Source organism: Pseudomonas nitroreducens, assembly GCF_014204515.1.
Taxonomy (GTDB): Bacteria; Pseudomonadota; Gammaproteobacteria; order Pseudomonadales; family Pseudomonadaceae; genus Pseudomonas; species Pseudomonas nitritireducens_A.
On the sequence record NZ_JACHLI010000011.1, the window covers coordinates 59,081 to 75,961 of the forward strand.

Annotated in this window: 13 protein-coding genes and 1 pseudogene; 8 read left to right on the forward strand and 6 right to left on the reverse strand. The window is 66.3% G+C overall.

What is annotated here, in order from left to right:
* From tatB to HNP46_RS15455, 7 genes and pseudogenes are all read left to right on the forward strand, one after another.
* Complete coding sequence (gene tatB, locus HNP46_RS15430; RefSeq protein ID WP_184590392.1) at nucleotides 1-537, forward strand: Sec-independent protein translocase protein TatB; 537 nt, start codon at nucleotides 1-3, stop codon at nucleotides 535-537.
* Complete coding sequence (tatC, locus tag HNP46_RS15435; RefSeq protein ID WP_184590394.1) at nucleotides 534-1,331, forward strand: twin-arginine translocase subunit TatC; 798 nt, start codon at nucleotides 534-536, stop codon at nucleotides 1,329-1,331. Before tatB ends, tatC begins: the two co-directional genes overlap by 4 nt.
* Nucleotides 1,328-2,035 carry a 16S rRNA (uracil(1498)-N(3))-methyltransferase gene (locus HNP46_RS15440; RefSeq protein WP_184590396.1) on the forward strand — a complete coding sequence of 236 codons (708 nt, stop codon included), beginning with the start codon at nucleotides 1,328-1,330 and terminating at the stop codon, nucleotides 2,033-2,035. The genes tatC and HNP46_RS15440 overlap by 4 nt, the downstream gene beginning before the upstream one ends.
* A 186-nt stretch (nucleotides 2,036-2,221) precedes the next feature.
* Nucleotides 2,222-3,262 (forward strand): annotated as a pseudogene (locus tag HNP46_RS36200) (methyl-accepting chemotaxis protein); the annotation flags it as partial.
* Between the two features lie 159 nt (nucleotides 3,263-3,421).
* Nucleotides 3,422-4,135, forward strand: coding sequence for a methyl-accepting chemotaxis protein (locus HNP46_RS36205; RefSeq protein ID WP_409372441.1), 714 nt, complete (start codon nucleotides 3,422-3,424; stop codon nucleotides 4,133-4,135).
* Nucleotides 4,136-4,518: 383 nt separating this feature from the next.
* Nucleotides 4,519-6,465 (forward strand): methyl-accepting chemotaxis protein, encoded by a 1,947-nt coding sequence (locus tag HNP46_RS15450; protein WP_184590400.1) that lies wholly within the window; start codon nucleotides 4,519-4,521, stop codon nucleotides 6,463-6,465.
* Between the two features lie 100 nt (nucleotides 6,466-6,565).
* Nucleotides 6,566-7,000 carry a UPF0158 family protein gene (locus HNP46_RS15455; protein ID WP_184590402.1) on the forward strand — a complete coding sequence of 145 codons (435 nt, stop codon included), beginning with the start codon at nucleotides 6,566-6,568 and terminating at the stop codon, nucleotides 6,998-7,000.
* A 424-nt stretch (nucleotides 7,001-7,424) separates the two neighbouring features.
* Here HNP46_RS15455 and HNP46_RS15460 read toward each other — a convergent pair whose 3' ends face one another.
* Genes HNP46_RS15460 through mexA form a run of 3 tightly spaced genes read right to left on the reverse strand, consistent with a single transcriptional unit; the run spans nucleotide 7,425 to nucleotide 13,191 of the window.
* On the reverse strand, nucleotides 7,425-8,873 hold the full coding sequence (locus HNP46_RS15460; RefSeq protein WP_184590404.1) for an AdeC/AdeK/OprM family multidrug efflux complex outer membrane factor: 1,449 nt from the start codon (nucleotides 8,871-8,873) through the stop codon (nucleotides 7,425-7,427).
* A gap of 1 nt (nucleotide 8,874) precedes the next feature.
* Nucleotides 8,875-12,018: an efflux RND transporter permease subunit gene (locus HNP46_RS15465; RefSeq protein ID WP_184590406.1), complete on the reverse strand. Its 3,144-nt coding sequence runs from the start codon at nucleotides 12,016-12,018 to the stop codon at nucleotides 8,875-8,877.
* A gap of 15 nt (nucleotides 12,019-12,033) precedes the next feature.
* On the reverse strand, nucleotides 12,034-13,191 hold the full coding sequence (gene mexA / locus HNP46_RS15470) for a multidrug efflux RND transporter periplasmic adaptor subunit MexA (protein WP_184590408.1): 1,158 nt from the start codon (nucleotides 13,189-13,191) through the stop codon (nucleotides 12,034-12,036).
* 270 nt (nucleotides 13,192-13,461) lie between these two features.
* On the opposite strand from mexA, the gene HNP46_RS15475 reads away from it, so the two are divergent.
* Complete coding sequence (locus tag HNP46_RS15475) at nucleotides 13,462-13,896, forward strand: MarR family winged helix-turn-helix transcriptional regulator (protein ID WP_184590644.1); 435 nt, start codon at nucleotides 13,462-13,464, stop codon at nucleotides 13,894-13,896.
* A gap of 51 nt (nucleotides 13,897-13,947) precedes the next feature.
* Here the strand turns inward: HNP46_RS15475 and HNP46_RS15480 are convergent, their stop codons facing one another.
* From HNP46_RS15480 to HNP46_RS15490, 3 genes are all read right to left on the reverse strand, one after another.
* Nucleotides 13,948-14,523, reverse strand: a complete 576-nt coding sequence (locus tag HNP46_RS15480; RefSeq protein WP_184590410.1) for a YceI family protein — start codon at nucleotides 14,521-14,523, stop codon at nucleotides 13,948-13,950.
* A 28-nt stretch (nucleotides 14,524-14,551) separates the two neighbouring features.
* Complete coding sequence (locus tag HNP46_RS15485; protein WP_184590412.1) at nucleotides 14,552-15,106, reverse strand: cytochrome b; 555 nt, start codon at nucleotides 15,104-15,106, stop codon at nucleotides 14,552-14,554.
* 177 nt (nucleotides 15,107-15,283) lie between these two features.
* A complete protein-coding gene (locus tag HNP46_RS15490) occupies nucleotides 15,284-16,771 on the reverse strand; it encodes a flavin monoamine oxidase family protein (protein WP_184590414.1) in 1,488 nt (495 codons plus the stop codon).
* Nucleotides 16,772-16,881: the final 110 nt, after the last annotated feature.

The window sequence follows — 16,881 nt, forward strand, 5'->3', positions numbered from 1 at the left end:
ATGTTCGGTATCAGCTTCAGCGAACTGCTGCTGGTGGGCCTCGTCGCCCTGCTGGTGCTCGGCCCCGATCGCCTGCCCGGTGCCGCGCGCACCGCCGGCCTGTGGATCGGCCGGCTCAAGCGCAGCTTCAACGCCATCAAGACGGAAGTGGAGCGTGAGCTGGGCGCGGACGAAATCCGCCGCCAGCTGCACAACGAGCACATCCTGCAGATGGAACAGGAAGCCAAGAAGCTGATGGCGCCGCTGACCGACCTGCAGGATCAGGCCCGCGATGCCTTCACCCCGCAGCAGCCGACGGACCAGCCCGCCGCTCAGGGCACGCCCGTCGAACCGCCTGCGGCGCCGAGCATCGCGCCGAATACCATCGCGCCCAACAGCCGCCTGAACAGCCTGCCGGGCGCCGGTCTTGCGCCTGCCCCGCAAGCGGCACCCGCCGCACCGGCCGAGCCGAGCGCTGCCCCCCAGGCCCCGCAAGCGGGCCCGACGGAGCCGCCGAGCCCGCCGTCCGCTCCGTCCGAGACGCCGCGTAACCCATGAGCGCCGAAAAACCCGACCAGCCCGAACATGACCAGGAAATGCCCCTGGTCTCGCACCTGACCGAGCTGCGCACGCGCCTGCTGCGCTGCGTGGTGGCGATCTTCGTGATCTTCATCGGCCTGCTGTACTTCTCGCAGAAGATCTACGCGCTGGCTTCCGAGCCGCTGCGGCGCTTCCTGCCCGAAGGCGCGACGATGATCGCCATTGACCCGGCGTCGGCCTTCCTCGCGCCGCTGAAGCTGACCATGATCGTCGCCGTGCTGATCGCCATGCCGATCATCCTGGCCCAGGTCTGGGGCTTCATCGCGCCGGGCCTGTACAAGCACGAGAAGCGCGTCGCCCTGCCGCTGCTGGCCTCCAGCATCGTGCTGTTCTACGCCGGCATGGCCTTCGCCTACTTCCTGGTGTTCCCGTTGATGTTCCACTTCTTCCTCGGCCAGGCCCCGGAAGGCGTGACGCCGATGACCGACATCAACAGCTACCTGGACTTCCTCACCCTGCTGTTCGCCTTCGGCGTGGCCTTCGAGATTCCCGTGGCCACCGTGCTGCTGGTGTGGATCGGCGTGGTCGACGTGGCCTACCTGAAGAAGATCCGTCCCTACGTCATCATCGGCTGCTTCGTCGTCGGCATGATCCTCACCCCGCCGGACCCGCTGTCGCAGACCCTGCTGGCAGTGCCGATGTGGCTGCTGTTCGAGGCTGGCGTGCTGTTCAGCCACCTGATCCGCAAGCGCGGCGCGGAAGACGAGGAAGAAGAGTCCAAGGGCGACCAGCCGCCGGCCACCCGTCCGTGAACCTGCTGCTGCTGGACGACGCCGACTTCGTTGCGGCGGACCGCGTGATCCTGCGCGACCGCCGCCTCACCCACCTGCAGGAAGTCCACCGCGCCGAAAACGGCGACCGCCTGCGCGTCGGCCGCCTCGGCGGACTGATGGGCGAAGGCCGCCTGCTACGCCTGGAAGCCAACGAGGCCGAGCTGCAGGTCAGCTTCGACCAGCCCCCGCCGGCCAAGCTGCCGCTCACCCTGCTGCTCGCCCTGCCCCGCCCGAAGATGCTCCGCCGCGTGCTGCAGACCGTCGCCGCCATGGGCGTGCCACGGCTGGTGCTGCTCAACAGCTACCGGGTGGAAAAGAGTTTCTGGCAGACGCCCTTCCTCGACCCCGAGGCCGTGCGCGAGCAACTGATCCTCGGCCTGGAACAGGCCCGCGATACGGTGTTGCCCGAGGTGATCATCGAGAAGCGCTTCAAGCCCTTCGTCGAGGACCGCCTGCCGGCGCTGGCCGCCGGCAGCCTCGGCCTGATCGGCCACCCCGGCCCCTGGCCGGACTGCCCACGCGCGCTGAGCGAGCCGGTGACCCTGGCCATCGGCCCGGAAGGCGGCTGGATTCCCTATGAGGTCGACAAGCTGCGCGAAGCCGGGCTGAACCCCGTGCAGCTGGGCGAACGGATCCTGCGCGTCGAGACCGCGGTGACCGCACTTCTGGCACGGCTGTTCTAACTCGAAATCACTGCAGCCCAATGACCACGCGGCCTCCAGCGTGAACCGCCAGTCAAAAAAACAAAGTGCCATCACTCTAGTTCCAGGACAGAACGCCGATATCTGCGTTACCGGTCGTCCCCCACTCTGCGCATTTCCCGCTCAGCCATGCGTACCGGCCCTGATCAATCCTGGAGCGCCGCCTTCATGTTTCGCTGGTTCAGCAACCTCAGTGTCAAACTCAAACTCGCCTCGGGCTTCGGCCTGGTCCTACTCCTCACCCTGTTGATCGCCCTCACCGGCTGGATCAACCTGAGCAACGTGATCAGCCGCGGCGACAAGCTCGGCGAGATTTCCGAGCTGATCGCGATCGCCAAGGACCTGCGCATCGCCCGCCTGAAATTCCAGTCCACCCGCGCGCCGGAGGACGCCAAGGCGGTGCTCGATGCGCTGAGCAAGCTGGACCAGCGTCACCAGTCGCTGAGAGCGCACTTCACCGAGGAGGAAGACCGCCGCGTCATCGACCAGCAGCACGAGCTGTCGGTGGAGTACCGCCGCCTCTACGACCAGCTGCTCAAATCCTTCGACGAGCGCGATGCTGCCAAGCAGGTGCTGATCAAGTCCGCCGGCGCCGTCAGCGAGGGCCTGCAGAAGGCCGAGGGCAAGCTGGTCAGCGGTGGCAGCGCCGAGAGCCTGCAGCACCTGCAGGACCTCTCCGGCCTCGGCCGCGCGGTGATGCAGGCGCGCCTGCAGGTGATGGCCTACACCAGCACCGATGCACAGAACCTTGAGCAACCGGCGTTCGCCGCCCTGCAGCAACTGATCGACGGCGTGAAGAGCGACATGAGCACCTCCCCGGCCGAACTGAGCGGCGAGTTCCGCGCCACCCTCGATGCGCTGGAAACCTACCGCAACGCGCTGACCAACTACCGCAACGAGGTCAACGACAGCCAGGCCGCCCGCGACCGCATGCGCGATTCCGGCCAGCAGATCGAGAAGCTCAGCAACGAGCTGACCGCCACCCAGACCGCCAAGCGCGACGCCGGTGTCGCCCAGGCCAAGACCCTGCTCAGCCTCGCCGCGCTGATCGCCCTGGTGCTGGGCAGCATCGCCGCCTGGATCATCACCGGGCAGATCGTCAATCCGCTGCGCGACGTGCTGGGCCATGCCGAACGCATCGCCGACGGCGACCTCAGCCGCGACATCCCGACCAACCGTCATGACGAACTGGGCCAGTTGCAGAAGAGCATGCAGCGCATGAACCTGTCCCTGCGCGAGCTGATCAGCCGTATCCACGACGGCGTGACGCAGATCGCCAGCGCCGCCGAGGAGCTGTCCGCGGTCACCGAGCAGACCAGCGCCGGGGTGAACAACCAGAAAGTCGAGACCGACCAGGTCGCCACCGCCATGAACGAGATGGCCGCCACCGTGCAGGAAGTCGCGCGCAACGCCGAGGAAGCCTCCGAGGCCGCCTCCGCCGCCGACCGTCAGGCCCGCGACGGCGAAGGCGCGGTCACCGAAGCGGTGACGCAGATGGACCGCCTGGCTGGCGAAGTCGGCCGCACCAACGAGTCGGTGCTCAAGCTCAAGCGCGAAAGCGAGAAGATCGGCAGCGTGCTGGACGTGATCAAGGCCGTGGCCGAGCAGACCAACCTGCTGGCGCTCAACGCCGCCATCGAAGCCGCCCGCGCGGGCGACGCCGGCCGTGGCTTCGCCGTGGTGGCCGACGAGGTGCGCGGCCTGGCGCAGCGCACCCAGTCCTCCACCGAGGAGATCGAGGAACTGATCGCCGGCCTGCAGAGCGGCACCCAGCAGGCCGTGCAGATGATGGAGACCAGCCGTGACCTGACCGTCAGCACGGTCGACCTGACCCGTCGCGCCGGCGAGCGCCTGGGCGCCATCACCCGCACCGTGTCGACCATCCAGGCGATGAACCAGCAGATCGCCGCCGCTTCCGAGCAGCAGAGCGCCGTGGCCGAGGAGATCAACCGCAGCGTGATGAACGTGCGCGACATCTCCGAGCAGACCGCCGCCGCCAGCGAGGAAACCGCCGCCTCCAGCGTCGAACTGGCGCGCCTGGGCAACGAGCTGCAGATGCTGGTCAGCCGCTTCCGCGTCTGATTCGCCCCGCAATGAAAAGGCCCGCGCAATGCGGGCCTTTTTTATGTGGCGCAGGTCAGCATGCCGGCTCTTGTAGGATGGGTGGAGCGCAGCGATACCCATGCTGTCGGCGCACGGAGTTGATGGGTATCGCTGCGCTCCACGCCATCCCACGAAGCACAGACTCCGCAGCGGGGCCTGTTCGCGAGCAAGCTCGCTCCTACAAGAGCCCGCGCTCGCCAAAATTACCGCGACGAATTCCCACCTTCAGTTTCTCAAACGCTCGCCGATAGCCTCTGACGCACGAAGATGCGTCCCGACAAATCCGCCTCGCCTTTGCCTTTTCTGTTGTTGCCAGCCACGGGCCGTCGATCCCGTGGCGACGCCTGCCTGGAGTATTCGACATGTACGATTGGCTAGTAGTACAGCTGGGACGCCTGAACGTCAGCCTGAAGCTGGTGGTGGGCTTCGGCATTCTCCTCTTCCTCACCCTGCTGGTGCTGCTCGGCGGCCTGCGCAGCCTGGACAACCAGGCCGAGCGCGGCGCGCAGCTGGCGACCATCACCGAGCTCAACGACCTCAGCCAGCAGGCCAACCTCGCCCGCCTGCAGTTCGAGCTGGGCGGCGACCGCAGCCAGGCCGGGAAGGTGGAGCAGCACAGCACGAAGATGCTGGAGCTGATCGAGCAGCGCCTCAAGGGCAGCGACGTCGACGTCAGGCAGCTGCAGGCGGCACGCCAGGCCGTCAGCGAGTACCGCGAAGCCTTCAGCGCCCTGACCCGCGCCGTCGATCAGCGTACCCAGGCCCGCGCCACCCTGGTGGGCAGCGCACAGAGTGCCCTGCAGGCCTTCGAAGCGCTGGACAAGCAACTCTTCGAGCTGCTCGCCGAGCAACCCGGCGACGCCCAGCTGCTGCACGGCGCCCAGGCCGTCGGCCAGCTGCACCAGGAGTTGCTGGTGGTGCGCTACCAGGTACGCGGCTATGTCTTCGAACAATCGCCCAGCGCCGAACAGGCGGCTTTCGCCGCGTTCGACAAGCTGCGCGACAGCGGCTCCGCCCTGCAGAGCCAACTGCCGGCCATCGCCACCGACGGCCTGGGCAGCGCACTGCAGGACCTGCAGAACTATCGCAGCGGCATCGAGCACTTCCGCGACGGCGTGAACACCACCCAGCAGGCACGCAAAGACCTCAACGGCGCCAGCGAAGCGCTGCTCTCGGCCAGCGACCACCTGTACGACGACACCCTGGCGCGCAACGACGCCGAAACAGCCGCGGCCAAGACCCGGCAGATTCTGATCGCCGTGCTCGCCCTGGCCTTCGGCCTGCTGTCGGGCTGGGCGATCAACCGGCAGATCGTCCGCCCGCTGCACGAGGCCCTGGAGCTGGCCGAACGCATTGCCGATGGCGACCTGTCCCAGGGCCTGTCGCGCGACCTCAACCTGCAGCGCAGCGATGAACTCGGCCAGTTGCAGCGGGTCATGCTGCGCATGCGCGAGAGCCTGGCACAGTTGCTGGGGCATATCGGCGGCAGCGTCAGCCAGCTGGCTACCGCGGCCGACGAGCTGTCCGCGGTCACCGAGCAGACCCGCGCCGGGGTCAACAGCCAGCGGGTGGAGACCGAGCAGGTCGCCAGCGCCATCCACGAGATGGCCGCCACCGTGCAGGAAGTCGCGCGCAACGCCGAGCAGGCCTCGGCCGCTGCTCAGCAGGCCGACCAACAGGCGCGCCAGGGCGACCAGGTGGTGCAGGATGCGGTGAAGCAGATCGACCGCCTGGCCAGCGAGGTGGATCGCTCCGCCGAGGCCATGGAATCGCTGCGCCAGGAAAGCGAGCAGATCGGTAGCGTGCTCGATGTGATCAAGTCGGTGGCCGAACAGACCAACCTGCTGGCGCTCAACGCCGCCATCGAGGCGGCCCGTGCCGGCGAAGCCGGGCGTGGCTTCGCCGTGGTGGCCGACGAGGTCCGCGGCCTGGCCCAGCGCACGCAGTCGTCCACGGCGGAAATCGAGACCCTGATCGCCGCCCTCCAGCGCAGCGCCCAGGAAGCGGTGACGCGAATGGACGACAGCCGCCGGCTGACCGGCAGCTCGGTGGAACTGACCCGCCGCGCCGGCGAGGCGCTGGGCGTGATCGCCCGCACCGTGGCCGATATCCAGGGCATGAACCTGCAGATCGCCTCGGCCGCCGAACAGCAGAGCAGCGTCGCCGAGGAGATCAACCGCAGCGTGGTGCAGGTCCGCGAGATCGCCGACCAGTCCGCCGCCGCCAGCGAGCAGACCGCCAGCTCCAGCACCGAACTGGCGCGCCTGGGCAATGAGCTGCAACTGCAGGTGGGGCGTTTCCGCCTGTGATACCTGAGTCGGTCGGTGCGCCCGCACCGGCCGACAAGGGCAGGACAGCTGTCATGCGCATGGCGTAGGATCGATCACTCGCCATATAGGGAGAGTGACCATGCGCCCGCTGACCATCGACCTCGACGAACTGGCCTTCGCGCTGGATACCCAGGGCATCGATCACTACCTCGACCTGTTCAGCGGCCAGGTGCTGCTGATTCCCATCGAGGATCCCGACCCGGAGCTGGCCGAACTGCTGCAGCGCGAGCCGGAGCGCCTGCTGCCCATCGAACCGCTGAGCAGCGGCCAGTCGCTGGAACTGATGCGCGACTTCCTCCGCGAAGTCCCCGAGCCCCACGCCTACTCCGCCCTGGCCAACGCCATCGAAGGGCGCAAGCCATTCAAGGCCTTCCGCCACGTGCTGATGGGCTATCCCGAACTGCTGCAGGCCTGGTACGTCTACCAGGGCGAACGCCTGCGCGAGTGCGCGCAGGACTGGCTGGCGGACAACCAGATCCAGCCGGCGGGGCGCAGCCCCGGTGCTTACCTGTAGAACCGCCCCGAACACCGGATCAACCTGTAGGGCGCATAACGCCCCCGGCGTTATCCGCCGCCATACGTTGCTGAAAAAACTTTTCCGTTTGTTACTCCGTGCAGAGGATTGCCCTCTCCCTAACCCTCTCCCTGAAGGGAGAGGGGACTGTATCGGCACCGGCTGAAACCACGGCGTCAGCCGGCACGGACAGCTCCCTCTCCCTTCAGGGAGAGGGCTGGGGAGAGGGTTGACCGACCCGAGCGCGAAAAACTCCGGAAAGGTGCAGCCCATTCCCGCGATCGTGCTCATGAGGCATGCCCTACGTTCGCGCACGACGTGGCGTAGGAGCGGACTCCGTCCGCGATTGGCCACCGCTCGCGCCAATCCCACCAATAAAAACGCCGCCCCGAAGGGCGGCGTTGTCGTTTCCAGGGGCTGAAGATCAGCCCTTGGGCGCCTCGCCGGAGATCGGCTTGGCCTGCGCCGCCGTGGCCTGCCAGCCGCCGCCGAGGGCCTTGTACAGGTTGACCTCACTGGTGAGCTGGTTGAGGCGGTCGGTGATCAGCTGCTGCTGGGCACTGAACAGCGAGCGCTGCGCGTCGAGCAGGGTGAGGTAGTTATCCACACCGGTGCGGTAGCGCTTGTCGGCCAGGCGGTAGTACTCGCTGCTGGCGTCCACCAGCGCGCGCTGCGCCTGCAGCTGCTCGTTGAAGGTACCGCGCGCGGCGAGACCGTCGGCGACTTCGGAGAAGGCGGTCTGGATGGCCTTCTCGTACTGCGCGACGTTGATGTCCTTCTGCACCTTGGCCAGGTCCAGGCTCGCGCGCAGCGCGCCGGCGTTGAAGATCGGCAGGCTGATCGAGGGCTTGAACAGCCAGGTGCCGGAGCCGCCGTCGAACAGGCCGCCGAGGTCCGGGCTGAGGGTGCCGGCATTGGCGGTCAGGCTGATGCTCGGGAAGAACGCTGCCCGCGCCGCGCCGATGTTGGCGTTGGCGGCCTTGAGCTGGTGCTCCGCCTGGAGGATGTCCGGACGGCGCTGCAGCAGGTCGGAGGGCAGGCCCGCCGGTACGCTGGCCAGCAGTTCGTCACCCAGGCCGCGGCCTTGCGGCAGGTCTGCCGGCAAGCCGGAGCCCAGCAGCAGCACCAGGGCGTTCTGATCCTGGGCGACCAGGCGGGTGTACTGCGCCTGGGTGGCCCGGGCGCTTTCCACCGAGGTCTGCGCCTGGCGCAGGTCCAGCGCCGAGGCGACACCGACGTCGTAGCTGCGCTTGGTCAGGTCGTAGCTCTTCTGGTAGGTGCCCAGGGTATCGCGGGTCAGTTGCAGCAGGGCCTGGTCGGCACGCAGCGTCAGGTAGGCGTTGGCGACGTTGGCCACCAGGCTGGTCTGGGTGCTGCGCTGCGCCTCTTCGGTGGCGAAGTACTGCTCCAGCGCCTGGTCACGCAGGGCGCGCAGGCGGCCGAACAGGTCGACTTCCCAGGCGGTGACGCCCAGGGTCGCGCCGTACTGGCTGCTGATCATCGAGCTGCCGGTCTGCGACAGGTCGGCCGGAATGCGCTGGCGCGAGCCGTCGAAGCTGGCATCCACCGCCGGGAACAGGTCGGCCCGCTGGATGCGGTACTGCGCCCGGTAGGCCTCGATGTTCAGCGCGGCGACGCGCAGGTCACGGTTGTTTTCCAGCGACACTTCGACCAGTCGCTGCAGCTGCGGGTCCTTGAAGAACTCGCGCCAGCCGATGTCGGCGCCGGCGTTGGCCGGTTGCGCCGCCGCATAGGCATCACCCTGGGGGTAGGCCGCGGCCACGGGCGCCTCGGGGCGCTCGTAGTCGGGGATCAGCGAGCAGCCGGAAAGCACGAAGGCAGCTACCGCCAGGGACAGGTAGGACTTTCTCATATCAATGCCCCTTCTCGGTGGCAGCCTGTTCCTTGGACAGCTTGTCCTTGAACAGGGTACTGACCACCACATAGAACAGCGGTACCCAGAAGATCGCCAGGATGGTCGCGGTGACCATGCCGCCGATCACGCCGGTACCGATCGCATGCTGGCTACCCGAGCCTGCGCCGGTGGAGATCGCCAGCGGCAGCACGCCGAGGACGAAGGCCAGGGAGGTCATGACGATCGGGCGCAGACGCATCCGGCAGGCCTCGATGGCCGCCTCGACGATGGGCTTGCCCTCTCGCTCGTGCAGCTCCTTGGCGAATTCCACGATGAGGATCGCGTTCTTCGCCGACAGGCCGATGGTGGTCAACAGGCCCACCTGGAAGAACACGTCGTTGGACAGGCCGCGCATGGACGTCGCCAGCAGCGCACCGATGACGCCCAGCGGCACCACCAGCATCACCGAGAACGGAATCGACCAGCTCTCGTACAGCGCCGCCAGGCAGAGGAACACCACGATCAGCGACAGCGCGTAGAGCGCGGGAGCCTGCGAGCCGGACAGACGTTCCTCGTAGGACAGACCGGTCCAGGAGTAGCCAACGCCCTTGGGCAGTTGCTTGACGATGTCCTCGACCGCCGCCATGGCCTCACCGGTGGAGCGGCCGGGGGCCGGTTCACCGAGGACTTCCATGGCCGGCACGCCGTTGTAGCGCGCCAGCTTCGGCGAGCCATAACCCCATTCGCCGGTGGCGAAGGCGCTGAACGGCACCATCTCGCCGGAGCTGTTGCGCACGTACCACTTGTCCAGGTCTTCCGGGCTCATCCGCGCGTTCGGGCGGCCTTGCAGGTAGACCTTCTTCACCCGACCGCGGTCGATGAAGTCGTTGACGTAGTTCGAGCCCCAGGCGATGGACACGGTGCTGTTGATGTCCGCCAGGGACACGCCCAGCGCGCTGGCCTTCTCGTCGTCGATCAGCAGCTTGTACTGCGGCTCGTCGTTCAGGCCGTTGGGACGCACGCGTTGCAGCGCCGGGTTCTGCGAGGCCAGGCCGAGGAACTGGTTGCGCGCGTTCATCAGCACTTCGTGGCCGACGCCGGCCTGGTCCTGGAGGAAGATGTCGAAGCCCACGGCGTTACCCAGTTCGAGTACCGCCGGCGGGGCGAAGGCGAACACCATCGCATCCTTGAAGCTGAAGAAGTGCATCTGCGCGCGCTGGGCCAGCGCGAACACGCTGTTGTCCGCGCCAGGGCGCTCTTCCCAGGGCTTGAGCATGATGAACGCCATGCCCGAGCTCTGGCCGCGGCCGGCGAAGTTGAAGCCGGTCACGGTGAACACCGAGGCCACCGAGCTGCTTTCCTTCTCCAGCAGGTACTCGCGCATGGAGTCCACCACCACCTGGGTGCGCTCGGCGGAAGAACCGGCCGGGGTCTGCACCTGGGCGAACAGCACGCCCTGGTCCTCGTCGGGGAGGAACGCAGTGGGGATGCGGGTGAACAGGAACACCATGCCGCCGAGGATCAGCACGTACATCAGCAGGTACGGCACGCGGTGCTTGAGGATCGAGGTGACGCCGCGCTCGTAGCCATGGGTGGTGGAGAGGAACGCACGGTTGAACCAGCCGAAGAAGCCGCGCTTGTGTTCGCCGTGGTCGCCCTTCTCGATGGGCTTGAGCATGGTGGCGCAGAGCGCCGGGGTCAGTACCAGGGCCACCAGCACCGACAGGGCCATGGCCGAGACGATGGTGATGGAGAACTGCCGGTAGATCACCCCGGTGGAGCCGCCGAAGAAGGCCATCGGCAGGAACACCGCCGACAGCACCATGGCGATACCCACCAGCGCGCCCTGGATCTGGCCCATGGACTTGCGCGCCGCCTCGCGGGGCGACAGACCTTCCTCGGCCATCACCCGCTCGACGTTTTCCACCACGACGATGGCGTCGTCCACCAGCAAGCCGATCGCCAGCACCATGCCGAACATGGTCAGGGTGTTGATCGAGAAGCCGAAGGCGGCGAGCACGCCGAAGGTACCCAGCAGCACTACCGGCACGGCGATCGTCGGGATCAGCGTGGCGCGGAAGTTCTGCAGGAACAGGTACATCACCAGGAACACCAGCAGGATCGCTTCGCCGAGGGTCTTCACCACTTCATGGATGGAAGCGGAGACCACCGGGGTGGTGTCGTACGGGTAGACGATCTTCATGCCCTGCGGGAAGAACGGCTCCAGCGTGGCCAGGGTGGCGCGGATCGACTTGGCGGTATCCAGCGCGTTGGCACCGGTGGCCAGCTTGATCGCGATACCCGAGGCCGGCTTACCGTTGAACTGGGCGTTGATGCTGTAGTCCTGGCCGCCCAGGGCGACGTCGGCGACATCCTTCAGGCGAACCTGGGAGCCGTCGGCGTTGACCTTGAGGAGGATTTCCTTGAACTGCTCGGCGCTCTGCAGGCGGGTCTTGCCGATGATCGTGGCATTGAGCTGCTGACCCTTGACCGCGGGCAGGCCGCCCAGCTGGCCGGAGGAAATCTGCACGTTCTGCGCCTGGATCGCCGTCTTCACGTCGCCCGGGGTCATCTGGAAGCTGTTGAGCTTGGCCGGGTCGAGCCAGATACGCATGGCGTACTGCGAACCGAACACCTGGAAGTCGCCCACACCGGCGGTCCGCGACAGCGGGTCCTGGATGTTGGAGACGATGTAGTTCGACAGGTCTTCCTTGGTCATGCTGCCGTCTTCGGAGACGACGCCGACCACCATCAGGAAGTTCTTCACCGCCTTGGTCACGCGGATGCCCTGCTGCTGCACTTCCTGCGGCAGGAGCGGGGTGGCCAGCTGCAGCTTGTTCTGCACCTGGACCTGGGCGATGTCAGGGCTGGTGCCCTGGTCGAAGGTCACGGTGATGGTCATGCTGCCGTCGGAGTTGGACTCCGAGGAGATGTAGCGCAGATGGTCGAGACCGTTCATCTGCTGCTCGATCACCTGGACCACGGTGTCCTGCACCGTTTCGGCGGAGGCGCCCGGGTAGCTCACCTGGATGGCGATGGCCGGCGGCGCAATGGCCGGGTACTGGTTCACCGGCAGCTTGAGGATCGACAGACCGCCCGCCAGCATGATCACCAGAGCGATCACCCAGGCGAAGATGGGCCGGTCAATGAAAAACTTCGACATGACGAATCCCCTTGATTAACCCTGCTTGGCCGGCTGTTCGGCGGCGGGTTTCTCCGCGGCACCGGCGGCGGGTGCCACGTTCTTCGCGGGTACGGCCTTGGCCTGGGCGCCCGGCTGGACGTATTGCAGGCCTTCGGTGATCAGGCGCTCGCCGGGCTTCAGGCCATCGCTGACCAGCCAGTAGGCGCCGACGGTGCGTTCGGCCTTGATGGTGCGCAGCTCGACCTTGTTCTCGGCATTGAGCACCAGGGCCGTGGCCATGCCACGGAAGTCACGGGTGACGCCCTGTTGCGGCGCGAGGATGGCCTGCTTCTTGATGCCCTCTTCCAGCTGCGCATGGACGAACATGCCCGGCAGCAGCTCCTTGTTCGGGTTGGGGAAGATGGCGCGCACGGTTACCGAACCGGTGCCCTGGTCAACCGAGACCTCGGAGAACTCCAGCTTGCCCTCGATGGGGTATTCGGAGCCGTCTTCCAGGTACAGCTTGACCTTGGCGGCGTTGTCGCCGGCCTTCTCCAGCTGGCCGGCAGCCAGCTCGCGGCGCAGGCGGATCAGCGCGGTGGAGGACTGGGTGACGTCGACGTAGATCGGGTCCAGCTGCTGCACGGTGGCCAGCGCGGTGCTCTGGCCGTTCTGCACCAGGGCGCCTTCGGTGACGCTGGAGCGGCCGATGCGGCCGGAGATCGGCGAATAAACCTTGGTGTAGCGCACGTTGATCTTGGCGCTGTCAGCAGTGGCCTTGGCCTGCAGGTAGGCGGCCTGGGCGTCGGCGTATTGCTGCTTGCTCACCGCCTCGTCCTTCACCAGTTCCTTGTAGCGCTCGGCCTGCTGCTGGGTGGAGACCAGGTTGGCCTGGGCACTCTGCAGGGTGGCGTCATAGGTGGCCGGGTCGATCTGGTACAGCTGCTGGCCTTCCTTGACGTCGCTGCCTTCCTTGAACAGGCGCTTGAGGATGATGCCGTTCACCTGCGGGCGAACCTCGGCGATGCGATACGCAGTGGTGCGGCCGGGCAGTTCGGTGCTCAGGGTCACCTCCTGCGGTTGCAGGGTCACCACACCGACTTCGGGGATCTGCTTCTCCTGCGGAGGCTGGGCCTTGTCGCAGCCGGCAAGAGTGGCCATGGCGACGAGCAGGGCCGGAACCAGGGCGCGCATGGCTGGCTTTCGTTGCATATCGTTATCCTCGTGAGCAAAGCATCCGGGTTGGCTGTGGGCTTGCCGGTCCGGAAAAGCTGGCAAAAATACTTACATTCAGCTGTGTTTGTAAACGTCCGAAAGCCCTGAGGGAAAACTACTGAAACGATTTAGCGTAAAGCTGAATTCGCAGTAGGTTTCCCGCAAGGCAGTCGCGTTGACGAACAAAGTTGATAACATCAACTAAAATACGAAAAAATGGTTGAGCCGATCAACCTGATTTACACAAGACTTACCGTGACCGAGCCGATGACCCACAGCGTGAATCCCGACCTGCCGCAGACCCTGATGAAGGTTTTCGACCATATGCGCGAAAGCCTCCTGGACGGGCTGTGCGCCGAGGGCATCGACCTCGCCCCACCGGACATCCGCCTGCTCGAACTGATCGGCGCCGATGCCGGCCAGAGCCTGCAGAGCCTGAGCCGCAAGATGTGTCGCGACAAGGCCCTGGTGACCCGCAAGATCCGCGAGATGGAGACCCTCGGCCTGGTCCGCCGCGAGCGCAACCCCGGCGATCAGCGCAGCTTCCAGCTGTTCCTCACCGACGCCGGCAGGCGCGTCGACCAGCGCACCCAGGCCATCCTCGCACGCACCCATGACAGTCTGTTCGCGCCGCTGGACGACGACGAGCAGCGCACCCTCACCCAGCTCCTGCGGCAGTGCCTGCAGGAGCACGGCGACTGACGCCACAAACGAAAACGCCGGCATTCGCCGGCGTTTTCGCATTCCTGCGTCTTACTGACGCACCCCTTCGACCGACAGGGTCAGCTCGACTTCCTGGGAAGCCGGGCCGAGGTCGCGCTGGATGTTGAAGTCTTTCAGCTTCAGGGTGGTAGTACCCAGGAAGCCTGCACGGTAGCCGCCCCACGGGTCATCGCCCTGGCCGACCAGTTCGGCCTTGAGGGTGACCGGCTTGGTCACGCCGTTCAGGGTCAGGTTGCCGGTGATCTCGGCATTCTTGCCATCGGCCTTGACGGCGGTGGACTCGAAGGTCGCGGTGGGGTTCTTCGAGACGTTGAGGAAGTCCGCGCTGCGCAGGTGCTTGTCACGCTCGGCGTGGTTGGAGTTCACGCTGTTGGTGTTGATGGTCACCTTGACCTTGTCGGCGGACGGGTTCTTCTCGTCGAAGGTGAAGGTACCGTCGAAATCGTCGAAGCGGCCGTACAGCCAGCTGTAGCCCAGGTGCTTGATGCGGAACTCGATGAAGGCGTGCTGGCCTTCCTTGTCGATCTTGTAGTCCGCGGCCATGGCCTGGCCAGCGGAGAACAGTGCGGTACCCAGCGCCAGAGCGGCGAACGTCTTCTTCAGCATGGAAGCAATCTCCCTTTGGGGTGAGGTGTTATTTCGCGGCACGACCGAGCATGCGCACCAGGGTCGCATCGCGGTCGAAGAAATGGTGTTTGAACGCCGCCAGGGCGTGCAGCACGGCCAGCACCACCAGGGTCCAGGCCAGATAGAGATGGATCGCGCCGGCGATGTCGGCCTGATCGGTGATGCCGCTGAGGGTGGCGGGCACGTCGAACCAGCCGAACACGCTGATGGGTTTGCCCTCGGCGGTGGAGATCAGGTAGCCGGCGATGATCACGGCGAACAGCAGGCCATAGAGCGCCAGGTGGCCGAGCTTGGTGGCCAGGCGGGTCAGGTTGCCGTGGTTGGGCGGGGTCGACGGCGCCGGGCTGATGAAGCGCCAGAGCACGCGCACGATCAGGGCAATGGCCAGGAGGATGCCGATGCTCTTGTGGATTTCCGGGGCGCGGTGGTACCAGGTGTCGTAGTAGTCCAGCTCGCGCATCCACAGGCCCAGGCCGAACAGGCCGAAGACCACCAGCGCACTGCCCCAGTGCAGGAACAGGCTGACCAGTCCGTAGCGAGCGGGGGAATTACGCCATTGCATCGATCACGTCCTTGAAAAAACAGAGTCTCAAGCCTAGCGGCAAATCCATCGAATAAAAGCAGAAAAATCTGCTTTGAAACATCGACTGACAAGATAGGTCCGCGCTGAAACGTCCGTTCCAGAGCCCGGAAACGACAATGCCGGCTTTCGCCGGCATTGTCGTTGAAGCGACTCAGGTCAGAACGGCAGCCAGGACATGATGCCCTTCTTCTCGCCCTTCTCGGCCGGCTGCTCGGTGGCGGCCGGCTTGCTGTCGGCGACCATCGCCTTGCCTTCGAGCACCGGCGTCTTGCCGGCGTACAGGTCGCGGACCTGGCTGGCGGCGCGCTTGCCGCTGCGCAGGGCGCCCTCGATGGTGCCCGGATAGAGCGCATCGGTGTGCTCGCCGGCGAAGGCGACGCGGGACACCGGGGTCTCCCAGACGCGCCAGAAGCGGCTGATCTGGCCCGGACCGTAGGCCAGGTAGGAACCGCCGGTGCCGGCGTCGGTGCTGTAGCGCCGCATTTCATAGCCGTCGTAGGCGCCGCGCATCTTCGGGTAGTACTTGTTCATGCGGATCAGCACCTGCTCGGAGAGCTGGCGGTCGCCGAAGGCCTGCATCACCCGGGCGTTGTCGCCGGAGAGGTTGATCAGCACGTTGACGCCGCCCTTGGCCGCGGGCTCGACCCAGATCATGCCCAGGCCCTGGTCGCTGTAGATCTCGCCGGAGAGGCGGGTCTTGTCGTCCCACACCGGGCGCTTGAACTTCATCAGGATCTGATCGCGCCAACCGTAGTTGGTGGCCTTGAGCGCAGCCTGCTGCTTCTCGTTCAGGCTCGGGGTCAGGGTGATGCCGCCCAGCGCGCGCAGCGGCACGGCGAGCACCAGGTAGTCGGCGGTGTAGCCGGTGGCGCCGACCTTGACGGTCACGCCGTCCTTGTCCTGGCTGATCGAGGTGACCTTGGCGTTGGTCTTGATGGTCTTGATCTGCTTGACGAAGGCCTGGGCCAGCACCTGGCTGCCGCCGGGCAGACGGGAGGCGCGCAGGTCGCGGTCATCGACGCCGCGGTACACCCGGCCCTGCTGGGCGAGGTAGAGCAGCGACAGGCGCGACGGCTCGTCGTAGTGCGAGCGGATGCGCTGGTTGACCAGCAGGCGCGCGGTCGGGGACAGGTTCAGCTTGTCCAGCCAGCGCGCGGCGGTGAGCTGGTCGAGGGCGAACAGGGTCTTGGTAGCCAGCGGATTGAGCGGGTCGTCGATGGAGGCGGACAGCTCGTTCAGCGACTTCTCGAAGCGATCCAGATCGGCCGCGACGGCCGGCATCTTCGTCTTCAGGTCGGCGCTGCTGTAGTAGACGCCGTCGATCAGGTAGCTGGGGGTGCGGACGAATTCCGGCGCCGGCACCGAATTGACCTTCAGGGTATCCAGATAGCCGTTGAGGGTCGGCTGGACCTTCTTGTTGCCGATCCACTCGCTGGTGGCCAGGCCCGAACGGCCGCCCACCTGCGGCTTGGCTTCCAGCAGGGTGACCTGCCAGCCCGCCTGCTGCAGCTCGTAGGCCGCGGAGAGGCCGGCGAGTCCGCCACCGACCACGATGGCCGTCGGCTGTTTGTCCTTGCCCAGCGCCACCACGCTGAACACCCCCAGAGCAAGCAACGCGGCAGCGCGCAGCCATCCCATTTTCATCGCCAGACTTCCCCGAATCGGTGCAAAGGCGCGAAGCATACGTGAGCGCCCGAAAGCCGAATAGCCGTCTTGGTCGGCTGCCTACGGCATGTGTCGTAGGACGTGTCCTT